This window comes from Hydrogenophaga palleronii (assembly GCF_031457455.1).
In the GTDB taxonomy this organism is placed as follows: Bacteria; Pseudomonadota; Gammaproteobacteria; order Burkholderiales; family Burkholderiaceae_C; genus Hydrogenophaga; species Hydrogenophaga palleronii_A.
Genome location: NZ_JAVDWU010000015.1, coordinates 25172 through 40368, shown reverse-complemented (window position 1 = coordinate 40368; position 15197 = coordinate 25172). Strand labels below are relative to the sequence as shown.

13 protein-coding genes are annotated in these 15197 nt (G+C 58.9%); 4 read left to right on the top strand and 9 right to left on the bottom strand.

Features of this window, described 5'->3' with window-relative positions:
• Nucleotides 1-157: 157 nt before the first annotated feature.
• Genes J2W49_RS24135 through J2W49_RS24125 form a run of 3 tightly spaced genes read right to left on the bottom strand, consistent with a single transcriptional unit; the run spans nucleotide 158 to nucleotide 5762 of the window.
• Nucleotides 158-934: a hypothetical protein gene (locus tag J2W49_RS24135; RefSeq protein WP_310322050.1), complete on the bottom strand. Its 777-nt coding sequence runs from the start codon at nucleotides 932-934 to the stop codon at nucleotides 158-160.
• Entirely contained in the window at nucleotides 931-3735 is a 2805-nt protein-coding gene (locus J2W49_RS24130) for a site-specific integrase (protein WP_310322047.1), read from the bottom strand. The genes J2W49_RS24135 and J2W49_RS24130 overlap by 4 nt, the downstream gene beginning before the upstream one ends.
• Complete coding sequence (locus J2W49_RS24125; RefSeq protein ID WP_310322045.1) at nucleotides 3732-5762, bottom strand: hypothetical protein; 2031 nt, start codon at nucleotides 5760-5762, stop codon at nucleotides 3732-3734. Before J2W49_RS24125 ends, J2W49_RS24130 begins: the two co-directional genes overlap by 4 nt.
• A gap of 715 nt (nucleotides 5763-6477) precedes the next feature.
• Between J2W49_RS24125 and J2W49_RS24120 the strand changes: the two genes are divergently transcribed.
• Together J2W49_RS24120 and J2W49_RS24115 are read left to right on the top strand one after the other, a co-directional pair.
• A complete protein-coding gene (locus J2W49_RS24120; protein WP_310322044.1) occupies nucleotides 6478-6729 on the top strand; it encodes an AbrB/MazE/SpoVT family DNA-binding domain-containing protein in 252 nt (83 codons plus the stop codon).
• Nucleotides 6730-7076: 347 nt separating this feature from the next.
• The gene (locus tag J2W49_RS24115; RefSeq protein ID WP_310322042.1) at nucleotides 7077-8255 is read left to right on the top strand and encodes a molybdate transporter family protein; all 1179 of its coding nucleotides are present in this window, start codon (nucleotides 7077-7079) and stop codon (nucleotides 8253-8255) included.
• 7 nt (nucleotides 8256-8262) lie between these two features.
• On the opposite strand, the gene J2W49_RS24110 is transcribed toward J2W49_RS24115, so the two are convergent.
• Nucleotides 8263-8838 carry an aspartate carbamoyltransferase gene (locus J2W49_RS24110; RefSeq protein ID WP_310322038.1) on the bottom strand — a complete coding sequence of 192 codons (576 nt, stop codon included), beginning with the start codon at nucleotides 8836-8838 and terminating at the stop codon, nucleotides 8263-8265.
• Nucleotides 8839-8928: 90 nt separating this feature from the next.
• On the opposite strand from J2W49_RS24110, the gene J2W49_RS24105 reads away from it, so the two are divergent.
• The gene (locus J2W49_RS24105) at nucleotides 8929-9564 is read left to right on the top strand and encodes a Crp/Fnr family transcriptional regulator (protein WP_310322035.1); all 636 of its coding nucleotides are present in this window, start codon (nucleotides 8929-8931) and stop codon (nucleotides 9562-9564) included.
• Between the two features lie 262 nt (nucleotides 9565-9826).
• On the opposite strand, the gene J2W49_RS24100 is transcribed toward J2W49_RS24105, so the two are convergent.
• The 4 genes from J2W49_RS24100 to J2W49_RS24085 are packed head-to-tail and all read right to left on the bottom strand — an operon-like array spanning nucleotide 9827 to nucleotide 13315.
• Nucleotides 9827-10543, bottom strand: a complete 717-nt coding sequence (locus J2W49_RS24100; RefSeq protein ID WP_310322032.1) for an HAD family hydrolase — start codon at nucleotides 10541-10543, stop codon at nucleotides 9827-9829.
• Complete coding sequence (gene phnE / locus J2W49_RS24095; protein ID WP_310322029.1) at nucleotides 10544-11563, bottom strand: phosphonate ABC transporter, permease protein PhnE; 1020 nt, start codon at nucleotides 11561-11563, stop codon at nucleotides 10544-10546.
• Nucleotides 11560-12381 carry a phosphonate ABC transporter ATP-binding protein gene (gene phnC / locus J2W49_RS24090; protein WP_310322027.1) on the bottom strand — a complete coding sequence of 274 codons (822 nt, stop codon included), beginning with the start codon at nucleotides 12379-12381 and terminating at the stop codon, nucleotides 11560-11562. Before phnC ends, phnE begins: the two co-directional genes overlap by 4 nt.
• A gap of 4 nt (nucleotides 12382-12385) precedes the next feature.
• A complete protein-coding gene (locus J2W49_RS24085; RefSeq protein ID WP_310322025.1) occupies nucleotides 12386-13315 on the bottom strand; it encodes a phosphate/phosphite/phosphonate ABC transporter substrate-binding protein in 930 nt (309 codons plus the stop codon).
• A 96-nt stretch (nucleotides 13316-13411) separates the two neighbouring features.
• Between J2W49_RS24085 and J2W49_RS24080 the strand changes: the two genes are divergently transcribed.
• Entirely contained in the window at nucleotides 13412-14290 is an 879-nt protein-coding gene (locus tag J2W49_RS24080) for a LysR substrate-binding domain-containing protein (protein WP_310322024.1), read from the top strand.
• A 191-nt stretch (nucleotides 14291-14481) separates the two neighbouring features.
• On the opposite strand, the gene arsC is transcribed toward J2W49_RS24080, so the two are convergent.
• Complete coding sequence (gene arsC / locus J2W49_RS24075; protein WP_310322021.1) at nucleotides 14482-14916, bottom strand: arsenate reductase (glutaredoxin); 435 nt, start codon at nucleotides 14914-14916, stop codon at nucleotides 14482-14484.
• Nucleotides 14917-15197: the final 281 nt, after the last annotated feature.

The window sequence follows — 15197 nt, the reverse complement described above, 5'->3', positions numbered from 1 at the left end:
TATTCAAAAACGGATAGAAACAGCACACCCCCGGGCGTTCATGTTTTGGCAGAGGTTGCAAGTGCAGAAGCAGAGGCAGTCTTCCCCAGATTTCAAACCAGGCTTCTGCAGCAGTTGAACCGACGAAACATGAGTGATCGAACCTCGTGGCGATACATCATTCCATGAGCGTTTCAAGCAGCAGTGCTTTGGCCGCACCCGTTGAGTTGACGACCACCTTGCAACGAGCGGTGATCCAGGTCTGAGTTCTGGTCGACTCGAAAAGGCGATCGGAAATGGAATGACCAGCTGGTTCATGCCACGAGACCTCGATACGCCTGGCCTTTGCATTTATCTGCTTCATGGCAGTGTTCGCAAGACTCACAAACGCTCTGTCCACACCCACGTGGCTGGGCCTGAAACTAAGTTCAACGGAATCCAAACAAAGCGCGCTGAATCGACGATGAGGGACCGGTGCGTTTGAGATGTGACCCTGCGAAAAGCGAATGCTCACCTTGTGATCCTCAGTCTCCAAGTCGCGGCCTAAGGACGCAGCCTCACTTGACTTGATGCGGCGATCGACAAGATTCAACAGATCTCTGGAGTTCCAAGTCTTGCGGAACTGGAGCTCGCGCAACGTGTGCAATGCCTGTCGCGCCACGGAAGCGGCAGCACCGACCTCGATGTCAAGCAGGTCCAATGTGCTGTCAATCGAAGCTTCAAGCTCACGCACAAAGCTGAGTTGACTGCCTTCCTGGAGATGAACGTCCATCCATTCCTTCCCCGTTGCATCCACGCACCTCACAAAACGGACGCTGCTCATAAGGCGAAGTGGCTTGAGCAGTTTCTGTATGCCGGACTCCACACGATCGAGCAGATGCCTGTAGTCATCAAGAAGAAGCTCTTGTGATGATTGACAAAAGTGAACGCTGAACAATGCCTTGGAATGAGTCATGGGTTCTCCCATTTCGTGATGTTGTGAAGGACATGCAGCCCGAATAAAATTCCATGGAGTTCACGCATGCAAATCGCCGCTGAAGCTGCCGCGCCACCGCCGCGAAAGGCCGTGCGGCCTGCCAGCAAATAGCGCTTTGGGTAGCCACGCCGTGGTCGAACCTGCTCGATACGAACATCGGTGCCCAGCGCCTCGATGGTGATGGCGTTGATCGCTGTGATTGCACCCCTGATGTGCTGCTCGTGTTGCAGCTGGGGCACATCTGACGCCAGCGTTTGCACCCGTACCACCAAACCCTGTGGTGGAAAGCCTGCGTCTCTGAGCGTTCTCAAAAACGAGATGATTGCGATGGAATCTTCCAGTGAAAGCACAGCGTTGCTGTACATCACGCACCACGCTCTCGCGGCGGGAAAGGACTTGTCCGCATGGTCTTTCAAATGTCGATGCAAGCGGCGGATGCCCTCGGATCGCGAAGTTTGAAAGGACCAACCTTGCCGATCCAACTGCTCCCTTGCCCATCTCACACAGTGATCGACATCGGCCGTGTCGAGAAGCAACGAAGAGAGCTTGTGGCGCCGCTGTAAACGCAGCGCCTGAAGAGATTGCTGTATGGACAGACACAGCCGTTTCACGTGTTCACTTGTGCAAGAGAGGCGCGAGCAAATGGCGCTCGAAGGAAGATCGCTCACGATGGCAGAGAGTCCCTTCAAAATCCACTCGTAGTCGATCTGCGTTGCCGAACTCGGTTCTGGTGTCGGCGTCATTGAAAGTCCATACGGTTGGGCGGGTCGGTGAGCATTTGAATCTGGCCCGAATGCTGCGCGGTCGATCCGTTTCAAGTAGAAGCCTGCGGCGTCGCCTTCGCTGCCCCTTTGTAACTGCTGCCTCAAAGTGCTAGAGGGTTCCTGGAGCCAGAAGCCGACCTCTGTCGAGTTCATCTGCCTGACTTCAGCCACCTTGTCGATTCGGTCCCGAATTGCAAAGTCGCTGAAATGAAAATAGGTGCTCCACAAAGTTGTCGGCGATGCATGACCCATTTCGTGTAGCAAGATATGCAGCGGTGCGATGGCTGTTGGTGCGAGTGGCTCAGTGAGCAATTGAATGCAGCGGTCTGAAGCGGAGGTGTGCCGCAAGGAGTGGAATGAGACCGACTCATCCCCGGTGCATGCCCTCAGGATCTGGTTGGTCATTCGGGTGCAAAGACCAAACTGATAGAGCTTTTGGGGCTTGTTGGGATCTCCAAACAAATGGACAGGTTCGCTGGGGTCGAAGTTCGACTCCATGTTGCGGCGGTCCCGAAAATCCAGGATGTACCTCAAAGCCTCGACCTCATTGAGATACACCACCCTTCGGGCAGCGCGGCTCTTGCCACCATGAGTTTCGCGCGACGGGTCGATGGCCACTCGCACACCTTCGCGAGTGGCTTGAATATCTGTAGTTCGAAGCGATGGGAGCTCTGAGATCCGAAAGAGGCCCGTGCATCCGAGGATGAGCATGACGGTGCACTGGGCATTCACCCTTTCGTCGAAAGAAGCAGAGGCTGCCAGCTGTATTGCGCGGGCCTGCTCAGCGGGCCACACGACATTGCCCCGCACATGATGAGAGGGCCCGTTCTGCGCAAACATGATCTGCGGCATCGGATCGCAACCGAAGCTGCGGATGGCCCAGAGGTGAAGAGCGCTCAAGGAAGCGCCTCTCAACTGGGTTCCCTCTTGTGCCAGCGATTCAAAAAGCTCCACCCAATCCTCCTGCATCATTAGGATCGGAGGCTTGTTCATTCGAATCAGCGCATTTGCAAGGGGTTCAAGCAGTTCTCCAACGTACGCGGATAGCGTGGACACCGCTGGGTTCTCTTTGCGAATGCTTCCGTGGTGGAGCAGGTGCGCGACCCATGCTGCCAATGTGGCACCGACCCACCCTTCACCGGTGAGGATGTTTGTTGCGAGAGTCAACTTTGTCTGGGTCGACGCACGCGCCAGATGCGTCGATAGTCGAATCCCAGCATCGTTGGAGGAAACCGCGCAAAGGCTTTTCAGCAAGCCGATCGACTTCTTGGGGAACACTGGAGCACCATTCGACGGTGGGTCGAGGAGGAGATCCATCGACGCGTCCTGAACCCGTTCGACTTCTGCTGCACCCGGTAGCTCGGAGTGGGGGTCAAGCTCCGCATCCGTGGTGCCTTGCTCCAAATCATCCTTGGCGTTGAGGCGATCGAGCACCGTATTCGGCAGCGAAGGCATTGAGATTGCGCCGCGAATGTGAGAGTAAAGACAAGCCGGCAGATGAAGGTAATGCCACGCTGACGCGTCAAGCAGCACTTCTTCCAACACGACGGTGGGAGGAGGTTGCACGAGAAAGGGATAGACCATTTCAAGATGCTGTTCGGTCGACGAGATGGCGTTCGGCCAGTCGATGAAGCTGGACGTTTTTTTCAAAGCCAAGACAGTCCTGGCCGACAGACATCGAGACTCGAACCTGCTGTTCTTCCCACACTTTTGTTCCCAGGTTACTCGTACGGCGTGCGGAATGGTCTTCTGCTGACCCGAGCTCGCAAGCAGGCCCAGCAGATCCTGTCGGGTGAGAACGCATTCGTACCCAAGGACGCACAGAACGGCGCAGACCTCATCTGATACCGTTGACCAGTGGTCTGGCAACTGCTGAACAAATGAGCAAAAACGTGCGGCGCGCGCAGCCGAGTCAAGGCGCAGGCGCCACACCGCATCACCTCCATTCACTTTGAGTTGAAGGTCTTCTTCCTGTTGAGAGCTGACCCCTTCTTTCTTCGTAGTCTTTTTGCTCATCCGGCACTCCCCCCGACGCCCGGCAGGGGGCGAATGTTGAGATCGATCAGGATGCGATCCAAAGTAATTGCAACGCGTTGCAGTCGAGGTTGCGGCCCTTCAACCCCGAACGCCGAGCCGGGGTTGATAGCGTCTCCCTGGTGGCGCAGTAGTACCTGTACATCGGAGATCGGGCTACCCCGGTCGGTCAGCAGCGATGCCAAGAAATGCCGGCCGAAATCGCGATTGAGGTTTTCCGAACGCCCGACAAACAGGTCCTCAGATCGCAAGGGTCGGACACTTGCGCTCTCGTCCAGGAGAAAGAAGATGGATAGTTGATTGCGCTCCAGAATCCGCTGAATAAGTTTGTCGGCTGAACGTGCGCGCAGTCCGAGCAGTTTTCTCAGCCGCTGACGCAGGCTCTGCAAATGCAGCTCCCAGAGTCTGAGTTGTTCGCTGGCTGTAGGCGAGATCGGGATGGGTGTTCGACCCCCTGCCGTGCCGCTGTCCTTGTCGTTCAAGTAGCCGAACACGGAGCCAAAAAACCAGGATGACGCAGGAAAATCAATCTCTGCTGAAGAGCGGGCGGCAGCCGCAAACTGAAGAAACATCGCCACGCGGCGGGCATAGCGATTGTGATGTTCGACCAACGTACCCAGGCTGTATCGTCGACCCACTCGAACCGCTGCCACAGAGCTGTCAAGCTCTTCAAAGATGGACCGGACCATGTCCCGCTCGGCGGTTCGCATCGAACCTACTTTGTGTGCAGCGGCGAGGTCTGGCGAGTTCGTGTCTCCAAGTCCGACAGACTGGAAGAACTTGGAACGCATCGACCACACCGCCGCCTCGCTGACCGTCAAGTAGTGCAGATCCGGCCCGGTGATGAGATGAAAACTCAAAAATGCAAATGCCGCGACGGCTCTGTTGGGGTCCAGTCTGATGGCGTTCACCACGGCCGATCGAATGAACCTGGTTCGATGACTCACGCTCCATAGCTCATCCCAATCGGCTGTATGAGCGGTGGGCTCGTCTAGCAGGTCACCCAGGCGCCTTGCCTGGGGCCGCTGTGCCACTGCTGTTTTCAGGGCGTCCGCTAGGCGCATCGGCAGCGGGAGCCGGAGGACATCGGAGGTCACTTCACAGCCGGCGACTGCCTGTCCCAAGTCCCGTAATAACGGCTTGATCTTCACGTAGACCTCACCAGTGCGGATGTCCAACCAAGCCAGCGATCCCTCGTGCTCATCGCTAGAAAACATGGGAATCTGTGTTGTCAGATCCCAGGTCAAGCCAATACAAAAAGCTATGAGCGTAACGAGCGCGTTTGCATCCCCTCGATGAACTTCTGCTTCGAGTGCAGAGGTCTTCTGAGTCAACGAGGACAGTGGTAGGTACTTGCGCTGGTCCGCGCATTGCTGCTCCTCAATGTGCTGGCTGTTCAAGCCGGAGCGCAGGTGAATCAGAAGCTCCGCGTTGAATCTCAGTGTGACCTTGTCTTTGGTGAGGGAGCGTTGCGACAGCACTTCCAGCAGGTCCGCGCGGCTGCGGTGAAGAAGCGTGTGGAGGTCGGACGTTTGCAGTTCTGTCAGTTGGGGTTCGTTTCGGAAACTTGATGTCAGAGCATGCAGGCGCTTGAATCTGTTGATCGACGGGGCCAGATTTGTCAGCCATGCGGTGACCAGCATGTTGCCGACGGTTTCGTAGAACTCATCTGGCCCCCTTGTGGGAAAACGAGTCAAGACACTCAGCACCGGCTCTTTGCTGGTTGTGAAGCCAGCTGCCAAGGTGGGGTCGACCATGTGGGATGCAGACAGCTCGGTGACGGCGGCCTCGATCTCGAGTTGAAAGTCCTCGATGAGCGGTTTGACGGATGGGTGCTGGCTTGCGGTGTGATCCATCGAGTGCTGTACGTTGCGAAGCACGGAAAGAGAACAAAAGCTCAATGACTTGGCTCCGCAGAGCGTGGCAACCGCGGTGATCGTCGATGCAGTAGCAACGGACACGGAAACATCCAGAACCTGACGGTCTGGGTCGAAGGCAGGAACGGGCATGCGCACTCCATGACAAGCGAGAACGCACTCCCCGGGTGAGTGCAGGTGCTGAATTCCCCTCAGCGTTGGGGTCAAAAGAAACTGGGGCGATCGGTCCGGGTCCGAGCGCGCAAACGCGAGAGGAACCCGGTACAAGTGACCGTGGTAGAAGCGAGCGCGCGTGACTAAGCGCGTTCTTCAAGTGGAGGCTTCAGAAGCCAGATCGCCGTGTGGAGCAGAGCAGGGCGCTCAGCTAGCGATCGTTAAGGTGAGAGCAGGAGATGCCGCGAGAGATTCGGGACGTGCTCTTGGCGCAATTGCCGGCCAAAAATGGAGCCGGCAGCTGGCAAGCCCGCCGCTGCATCAGAGTGCGGGTGAGCTAGTGCGGCCGGCGTCCTGGAAGACGCAGCCGGTGCCGGACTGAACGATCCGGCGTTGAGCTAGCGATGCAGCGCGTATCCATAGATACGCAAGTGAGTGTCAGGCCCGTGGTCTGACTGTATGGCGGTCACAAGAACCGCGCGCTACCCGAAAGCAGCGAAGTTTTATTCTAGAGCGAGATTTGAAATGCGCGCGCAAAAGATTTCGCGCCTGTTCGAAGACTTGTGTTGACCCGGCTCCGTGCACTCATCATGGCGTTGGGGTGTCCGGGAAACTGGGGGATGCCCAAACAGTGTTTGAGACCGCCCGCCTAGCTCGCCATAATCCGTACAACGATGTTTAACAGGGGCAGTCGATGAAAGTCGCTCAGAAGAAGATCGGCAACAGCGTCGCGGTGGTGATCCCGCCCCCGGTCCACAAAGACTTGGGCATCGGCGCTGGTCAGCACTTGACGCTGGACACGACGGCGGACAGCAACATCGTGCTGACTCCGAAGCGCAAGTATGTCCTGGCCGACATGATCGCTCAGTGCGACCTGAAGGCTCCGCCGCCGACTGACCTGGCGCTGTGGGATGGGGCGCGGCCCGTGGGCGGCGAGGTCATTTGATCGCTGTGTTCGACCGAGGCGACATCGTCCTGGTGCCGCTCGACACAGCTATTGGCCACGAGCAGCGCGCAACGGTATCTCCCGCCAGTGGAGCCTGAGGCAAACTATTACCGGCATCTCGCCAGTCAAATCTCCATGGTGGAGGTCTGACATAAACCAACCGGCCTCCACGATCCCGGGGCGGTTCACATCGCCTTCGTGGTGTAGCCTCTGGCGGATCTGATGAAAGCGCCCGGTCAAACTAGCTTGAACCGTGGCACGCGGCGATGAAGCAATGCTGTCTGGAACGGAACGACCGTCAGTGCAGGCTAGAACCACAGCGCTAGCGATGAAGGAAAATCGCTCGTATGAAAGCCTCCGCCGAGACGCGCGAAGTCCCGTCCGCTCCACACGAACTCTCCAGCGCTACCTGGCGTGGCGACCTCGGCGGCGCGCTCGGCGATCTGGGCACCTTGCTGCCCTTTCTGGTCGGCTTCATCGTTGTGACCGGTGTGCACCCCACCTCGATCCTGCTGGCGTTTGGGCTGAGCATGATCGTCGTTGGATGGCGCTTTGGCGTTCCATTCCCGGTGCAACCCATGAAGGCAGTGGGTGCAGCGGCCTTGGCGGGCGCTGTGGTGGCTGGGCAAAACATGCCTGCCGTGCTTGCTCTGGCCGCGCTGATCACGGGCGTGTTCTGGTTGATCGCCGCCTGGAGTGGCCTGGCTCGCTGGTTGGCCCGCTTTGTATCGCGCGACGTGATTCACGGCGTCGTGCTTGGCTTGGGCATTGCGCTCATCGTCGCCGGGCTGCGCCGCCTCGAAGGCGACGTGGTGCTGGGTGCGGCGTCAGTGGTGCTGGCGTTGGTGCTGCTGGGCCGCAGTGGCTGGCTCACCATGCCGGTGCTTATGGCAGTCGGGTGGGCAGTGGGCGCGTGGCGCCAGCCCGAACTTGTGCAAGCGCTGGCCGACACACCGTGGGCGCTGCCCTTGCCCGAGCTTCAGTTGCCAGCGTTCGACCAACCTGCCGTTTGGCTTGCTGCCATCAGCCTGGCTGTGGCACAGATACCGCTGACCTTCGGCAACGCCATCCTCGGCATCGTGGCCGAAACGCGCCGCCTGTTCCCTGCCGTGGCGCTGGACGAAAGCCGAGCAGCACGGGGCACCGGACTCATGAACTTGCTGGCCGGTGGCCTGGGTGCACCGCCCATGTGTTTTGGCGCGGGCGGCATGGCTGCACAAGTGGCGTGCGGCGCCCGCACTGGCCGCGCGCCCATCTTTCTGGGCAGTGTGCTGCTGCTCGGTGGCCTGTTGGCCAGCGGCCAGCTCACTGCTCTGCTGAGCCTCCTGCCCGCCGGCACCCTGGGCGCCATGCTCTTCGTGGCCGGCTTCTCACTCACCATCGGCACCGCGGGCAGCGCCCGAGACAAGGAAGCGCGCGCCGTGCTGCTCACCACCGCCGCCGTGTCGGTGTGGAACGCTGGCGTTGGGGTGCTTGTGGGCGTCGTGTTGGAGGCAGGCTTGAGGTCGAAGGTGATGCGGATTTGAGGCCGCGTCAAGGCTTCTTCATCTCGCCATGACCAGAGTGGCCGGAGTGTCCCGCATGACCCGCCATTGCGTCTTTGCCGTGATCTGAAAGCTGGGCGTCGAACCACCGGTGAAGTGCTGCAACGAGCGCTGGGTTCGCCGTCGTGTAGCTCAGCTCAGCGCCACCCTTGATGCCCTTGTAGGTGATGGCGACCTGGCCGGGGGCAGCCGCCTTCAGGTCGGCCAGACCGGGCATGTCCTGGCCGTGAATGCGCGTTGGACCTGAAAAATCGCCCTTGAGGAACTGCTCGCGAATCTCTTGAAGATGCAGCCGGGTCAACCTCACTTGCTCTGTGTCATCACTCTTCTTAACCACCACCTGCTGAACCCCGCCTTGGGCGGTCTTGGTGAAGATGTGGGTTGTTGCGGCCAGGCTGAAAGGCATGACCTCCTTGCCCCGCTCCGCCACATCCGCTTGCCGCTGCCCGGAATGCATGGTTCCCATGTGAGCGCCGTGGTCCATCCGCGAATGATCCATGGTCTGAGCACTGACGCCTCCTGCTCCGATCAAAAGTGCAAGTGCGGCAAGGGTGGTCTTTAGCATGCTGGTATCCCGATTCAACGTGTAATGCAGCTATTGTCGGTACACGACGAACGAGGGCATATGATTTGAATCATACGATTCGCCTTTCAAATGATCCTGTCTACCTCCGTACCTGACACTTTGCGTAAACTGCTCACGCCCAGCCTCTTGGCAGCGTCGTCAGGCTTGGAACTGCGCAAGGGTGATTCGCTCTTCCGGCAACGCCAGCGGCCCAGGTACATGCATTTCGTGGTCGGGGGCGAGATTGTTCTGGAGCGCACCGGTGAAGGAGGTGCTCCTGTCGTGCTGCAGCGGGTTGGCCAAGGCTTCGTGGCCGAGGCCAGTCTGCAGTCAGGTAGCTACCACTGCGACGCGGTGGTGACATCACCAGGACGAGCGATCGCGGTGCCTATTGAACCGCTCAAGGTAGAACTTGCAACAGATTCCGCCTTTGCACTTCGCTGGATCGGCATGCTAAATGCAGAGGTGCGTCGCCTGCGCGCGCAGTGCGAACGCATGTCACTCAAGGGGGTGGGTGAGCGACTGCTGCACATGGTCGAGACAGAGGGTGTGGATGGCCACCTACCAATCGGTTCGGGACTGAAGTCTCTGGCCACTGAACTGGCTGTTAGCCATGAAGCGCTTTATAGGACGTTGGCCACGCTTGAGAAAAAAGGTGTGATCGTGCGCGAATCAGGCGGGCTCATGCTGGTTCGCACCTCTGGACATGTATCGCGGCCGAAATAGGCCGCACTGCACTTTCGTGGTCTACGCGCACGACAGTGTCATCCGTGCTCACAGCCGATCTGCTACCCAGTTGTGCGGACGCGGTTCAGCGATTCGGTTGTGTCGGCAGGCGCTTGAGCACGTCATTGTTTTAGACCCAAGGGTCTTGTCCGTACATGAGGGGATCATGCTCATGACGGTCGCCGCCCACTGGTCCGTGCTCAAGCTGCCAGCGAAGAGCCAGTCATAGGCGATTGATCTGTGTACGCGCCCAGGGGGTGACCTAAACATATTCAGGCGCCCCCGATTGCGAGCTCAGTCCCTTTTCCACATCGAGCTCTTCGTAACCATGAAACCGGTAAACCCCTGGAAGGTGCTGAACGACTTCGCCCGCTCCGTATCCGCCGCCGTGCAGCAGAAACTCAACGCCTGCCCTGGCCGCACATTCCGCATCGACCAGACTATCCCCTATGAAAAGGGCTTGGTCTCTCAGACAACCGAGACACTCCAGCGTCCACAGCAACGGCTGGGGGTCGGGCTTTCCGGTGCCACAGGTGTCAATTCCCACGATCAGGTTGAACCTGTCCGTTATGCCTAGCAAAGAAAGCAGCACCGCGGCATCTTCGTGCGATTTGTTGGTGCAGACTGCGAGCGCCTGCCCGCGCTGCTGAGAGGCGCTCAGGAAAGCTTCAACGCCGGCATACAGATGCGAACATCGGTGGGCACGATCGACGTAGTGCTTCATATAGTCGTCGACGACCTTTGAATGCTGGCTCGCATCGACACCGTTCCATTGCAGTACCGTTCGCGCACTGGCTTCAAGACCCAGATGAAGTTGCGACAGCAAGACACTGCGTGGCGCCTTGGACAAACCATTCTCCAGCAGTGCACTGTCCAGTGCTTCTGCCAAGTCCTCCAGCGTGTCCACGAGGGTGCCGTCCAGATCGAACACAATCACGCTTGCACGGGTGATCAGCGTGGATACAGATGTCGTCAACATTCAGATGAAGCGAGCGCGCAGACGGGCAGAGAGCAAGTCGAGAATCACCACAGTGGCGAAGATGGCCAGCAGGATGGTCGCCACATGCGCGTAGTTGTACAGGTCGTATCGCCCCTTGAGCTCCTGCCCGATACCACCGGCTCCCACGATGCCCACCACGGTGGCCATCCGCACGTTCCGGTCCAGTATGTACAGGGTGTAGGCAATGTACTGCGGCCACACTTGCGGAATAACGGCAGTGCGCAAGACCTTGAGCCGGCTTGCGCCGATGGCGCGCAAGGCCTCTTGCGGCTTGTCGTCGGCGTTTTCGATGTCTTCGGCGTAGAACTTGCCTAGGAAACCAGCAGCGTGAATGCCCAACGCCAACACCCCTGCAATGGGACCAAAACCAAAAGCCAGCACCAGAAACAGTGCGCTGATCAATTCGGGCACCGCGCGAAACAGGCTGACGGTGGATCGGGCGAAACCATAGGTGAAGCGGTTGAGGGTGTAATTTCTGGCGCCGAAGAAGGCCAACGGTAGGCTCAGGACCACGGCCACCACCGTTCCCCAAAGCGCGATCTCCAGGGTCTCCAGCATTTTGGCCAGCACGTGAAGCAAGTAGCCAAACGGTTCCACCAGTACTTCGCGCCGCTCCACCGTCGTCTCCATCTGGAGCGTCGAGGGGTTCAGGCGTTGTTCCACCTGCTCTTCGATTTCAAGCCGGGAAAAGGCTGGCAGATTGTCACGGTCGAGGTTTTCAATGCGCGCCGTCTCGGTCACCTCCGAAATGGCAGGGGGGTACATGGAGCGCGCTACCTTAGACAGGCCCGAAACTACCTGCGATTCGTTCGCGAGACCCACCGTTGAGAGAACCGCTTCGCCCGATAGACGAATCATCTTGTCCATTTCCGTGCGTTGGCCGGTGTACATCAGTACCAGAAACGCCACGGCAACGACCAGCACGCTGCGCCAGGTGAAGACCGGCGGCAGTGTCCACTCATCGGCGGGGTGCCGTCCCAGACGGGTAGATGGGTTCATGCCGGACTCGCTTCCTTGATGAGGACGGCTCCAAGCGCCACAACGGGTTCCGGGATCGGAGGGTGTACACCTGCCTCTGCCCTGGCCTGGTGGGCGCCAAACACATGTCGAAGAGTGGTGTCATCCAGCGCCTGCGGCGCACCGTCAAAGACCACCTCGCCTGCGCGCAAGGCAACAATGCGATCGGCGAATTCTCGGGCCAGATCCACTTGGTGCAGCGTGCACAGCACCGTGGACGCATGCAATCGAGAGGATTGCTTCAGCAGGTCGAGAATGTCGCGACTGGTCTTGGGATCCAGGCTAGCCACCGGCTCGTCGGCCAACACCACGGTGGGATCCAGCATGAAGGCGCGGGCAATGCCCACGCGCTGCTGCTGGCCGCCAGACATTTCGGTGATGCGACGCGACAACTGACCTTGGTCAAGGCCCACTTCGTGAAGCAGACGAGCCGCCTTGCGACGCACCTCCAGAGGGTAGGCATTGAAGACAGCTCGCCACAAGGGTACTGTGGGCAAGGCGCCCGCCAGTACATTGGCCAACACCGTGGAGCGTTCGACGAGGTTGAACTGTTGGTGGATCATCCCGATACGCGGACGCAGGGCATACAGGTTCGCGGGCGTCACTTCGACACCATCCACCGCCACCGAGCCCTCGCTGGTGAGCGCCAGCCCATTCACCATGCGAAGCAGCGTGGATTTGCCGGCGCCAGAAGGTCCCAACACCACACAGAACTGGCCGCGCGGGATCTCCAGGCTCACTTGGTGGAGGGCGCGAGTGCCGTCGGCAAACTGCTTCGCGATGTTCTTGAAACTGAGCATGGCTTTAACGGGCAGAGGCCTTCTTGAGGATTTCACCCTTGAGTTGGTCACTCACCAGCGCCAGCTTTTCTGCAGCGATGTTGAACTCGCTCTCAGGAAACTCTGCGTTGAAGCGATCCACTTTTTTGCCGCCATAGCCGCGAATCATTTCCGGAGTCACGCCAGGCGCTTTGTGTACCTCGTTGAACGCTTTCTTGAGTTGAGCCTTCATGGCGTCGGGTAGCTTTGTGTTCATTCCCAGAGGCGGGTAGGGAATAGGAATGCTCTTGGCAATTACGGTGATCTGCTTGGGATCGACCGCGTTCTGGCGGACTGCCTTTTCATAGGAGTCAAAGGATGCGCTGGCCACATCGACCAGGCCTTGGCCCAGAGCTGCAAGACTGTTGGCGTGGCTTCCCGTCATGCGCAGTTCGCTGAGATCCTTGACCGGATCGATCTTGGCGTCCATCAGCATCGCAATCTGGAAAGTAAAGCTGGAAGCGGAGTTGACATCACCGAAAGCTGCGCGTTTGCCTTTGACATCGGCAATGGTCTTGATGCCAGAGTCCGCCTTGGCGAACATGCCAGCGTAGTAAACAGATTCGCCGTTCTCAACGGCCACAGCCAACAACTGCGCGCAGCCTCGTTTGTTGGCCTGCACGTAGGCCACTGGCCCGAAAAAGGCTACTTCGACCAGTCCATTGCACATGGCTTCGACCACCGCACCGTAGGTCTGGCCCACCTTGATGTCGAAGTTCATTCCGGTCATGCGCGAAACCGCATTGAACACTGGCTGATAGTCGGCCTTGGTGCCGGTTTCGGTGCCGCCATCGGCAGGGATGAGCATCACGCGGATGGGACGCTCTTTGCTGCCATCTGGAATCGCCTGTGCGAAAGAGACGGTGGCTGAGCTGGCCAGCATGACAGCGGTAATGAGTTGGGGGAACTTGGACATGGCAGAACTCCTGGGTTGGAACAGTGCCTATGGTGGAAGCTCAATGTGTCAGGGTGTTTAACAAGAACGTCATATTGGTCGCCCAACATATAGGCCATGTCTATGGATTGCATTGATGAGTTGCGCGCGTTTCACGCAGCGGCCCGCCACGGGGGTATGTCGGCGGGTGCCCGGCAATTGGGGGTGACGCAACCTACCATCTCGGCGCACGTGGCCAAGCTGGAGAAGCGATTCGGGGTCGAGCTGTTCTTTCGGCGTGGTCGGCGCGTTGAACTCACAGATTTTGGGCGCAGTCTGCTGGAGACCACCCACCGCCTGTACGACGCTGAAGCGGAAGCCATGTCGCTCTTGGCCCAGGGCGGCTCGGCCTACCGAGGCACCTTGCGGATCTGCGCGGTGGGTCCTTACAACGTGATGCCCATGGTCCGGGAGTTCCGGCGCATGCACCCTGGGGTGCATGTGTCCATGCAAATGGGTGATTCAAGGGAAATCGTTGAACAGGTGCTCGACTACAGGGGTGACGTGGGCGTGCTGGTGCACGCGGTGGAAGATCCTCGAATCCATTGCATGCCGTACCGCAAACAACCACTGGTGATTTTCTGTCACCGCGATCATCCACTGGCCGCGAGGCAGACCCTGAGCATCGTGGATCTGAATGCGCAGGCTTTCGTGCTTAGGGAAAAGGGATCGACGACTCGGCGGGTACTTGAGCAGGTGCTGGGACGCAACAGTGTGTCGGTGCGCTGTGACGTGGAAATTGGCAGCCGGGAGGCAGTGTACGAAGCAGTGGCGCAAGGGCTGGGTCTGGGTATTGTGTCTGCCACCGCGTACCGGCCGGACGAGCGAACGGTCTGCTTGCCCATCCATTGCGACGAGCTCTACACGCACGTCCATGTGGTCTGCCTGAAGGAGCGCCGCCAATCGCTATTGGTATCTCACTTCATGCAAATGGCGGAGCTGCTGCATCAGCCTTGATGCTTGCAGTGAAGGAGGCGTATGCAAGCGCACGGACCGTACCCACCTGGGAGTCCGATGGGATTCGGATTCGGCTGTCATGAAGAGGCTGTAGGTTTCTTGCGCTCGCTGTACCCTACATCGAACAGGGCAACACACACAGCGCGAGACAGGCGCGCGTCAAGCGACGTACACACGTCTGCTTCCGCAGCTCATTCATCGATTTTGACGCGTTGTCCTCTTTCGTCGATCACTCGCTCACCGTCTTCTTTGGTGAAGGCACCTTTCTGCGGTTGCGGCAGGATATCGAGCACCGCCTCGGAAGGGCGGCACAGGCGGGTGCCCAGGGCAGTGACGACAATGGGTCGCTGCAGCAGAATGGGGTGCTCACCGATGAAGTCCAGCAGTTGCATTTCCGTCCAGTGCGGTGCGTCCAGCCCCAATTCGTCATAGGGTGTACCCTTTCGGCGCAGCACATCGCGCACAGCGCATCCCATGTCGCTGATCAATTGCATTAGTTCGTCGCGGGTGGGTGGTGTTTTCAGGTACTCGATGACCAAGGGCTCCACGCCACTGTTGCGGATCAGGGCAAGGGTGTTGCGCGAGGTGCCGCACTTGGGGTTGTGAAAAATCCTGATGGTTTCCATTTAGGTTTCTCCAGGGTGAGGCAGCGCGGCGCCAGCGTTTGTCCCAGCGAGAGACCCAACGGCACCTCCTCCAGCTTATCCACTGCGGTCGCCAGTCAGACGACCCGCTACTCGATGTAGAAGTTGTAGGTCGCACATGACTGCGTTCACGAAGGGAGCGCACAGCGTAGTCGGGTCACTTTTTGTATGCCGACGGTCAGATCCATTTTGCGCACGTCCACCTGCGTCTGCAAGCCGCCACGCCACGGGCTGAATCTCCGGGACTGTAGGTGCAGTGCCGC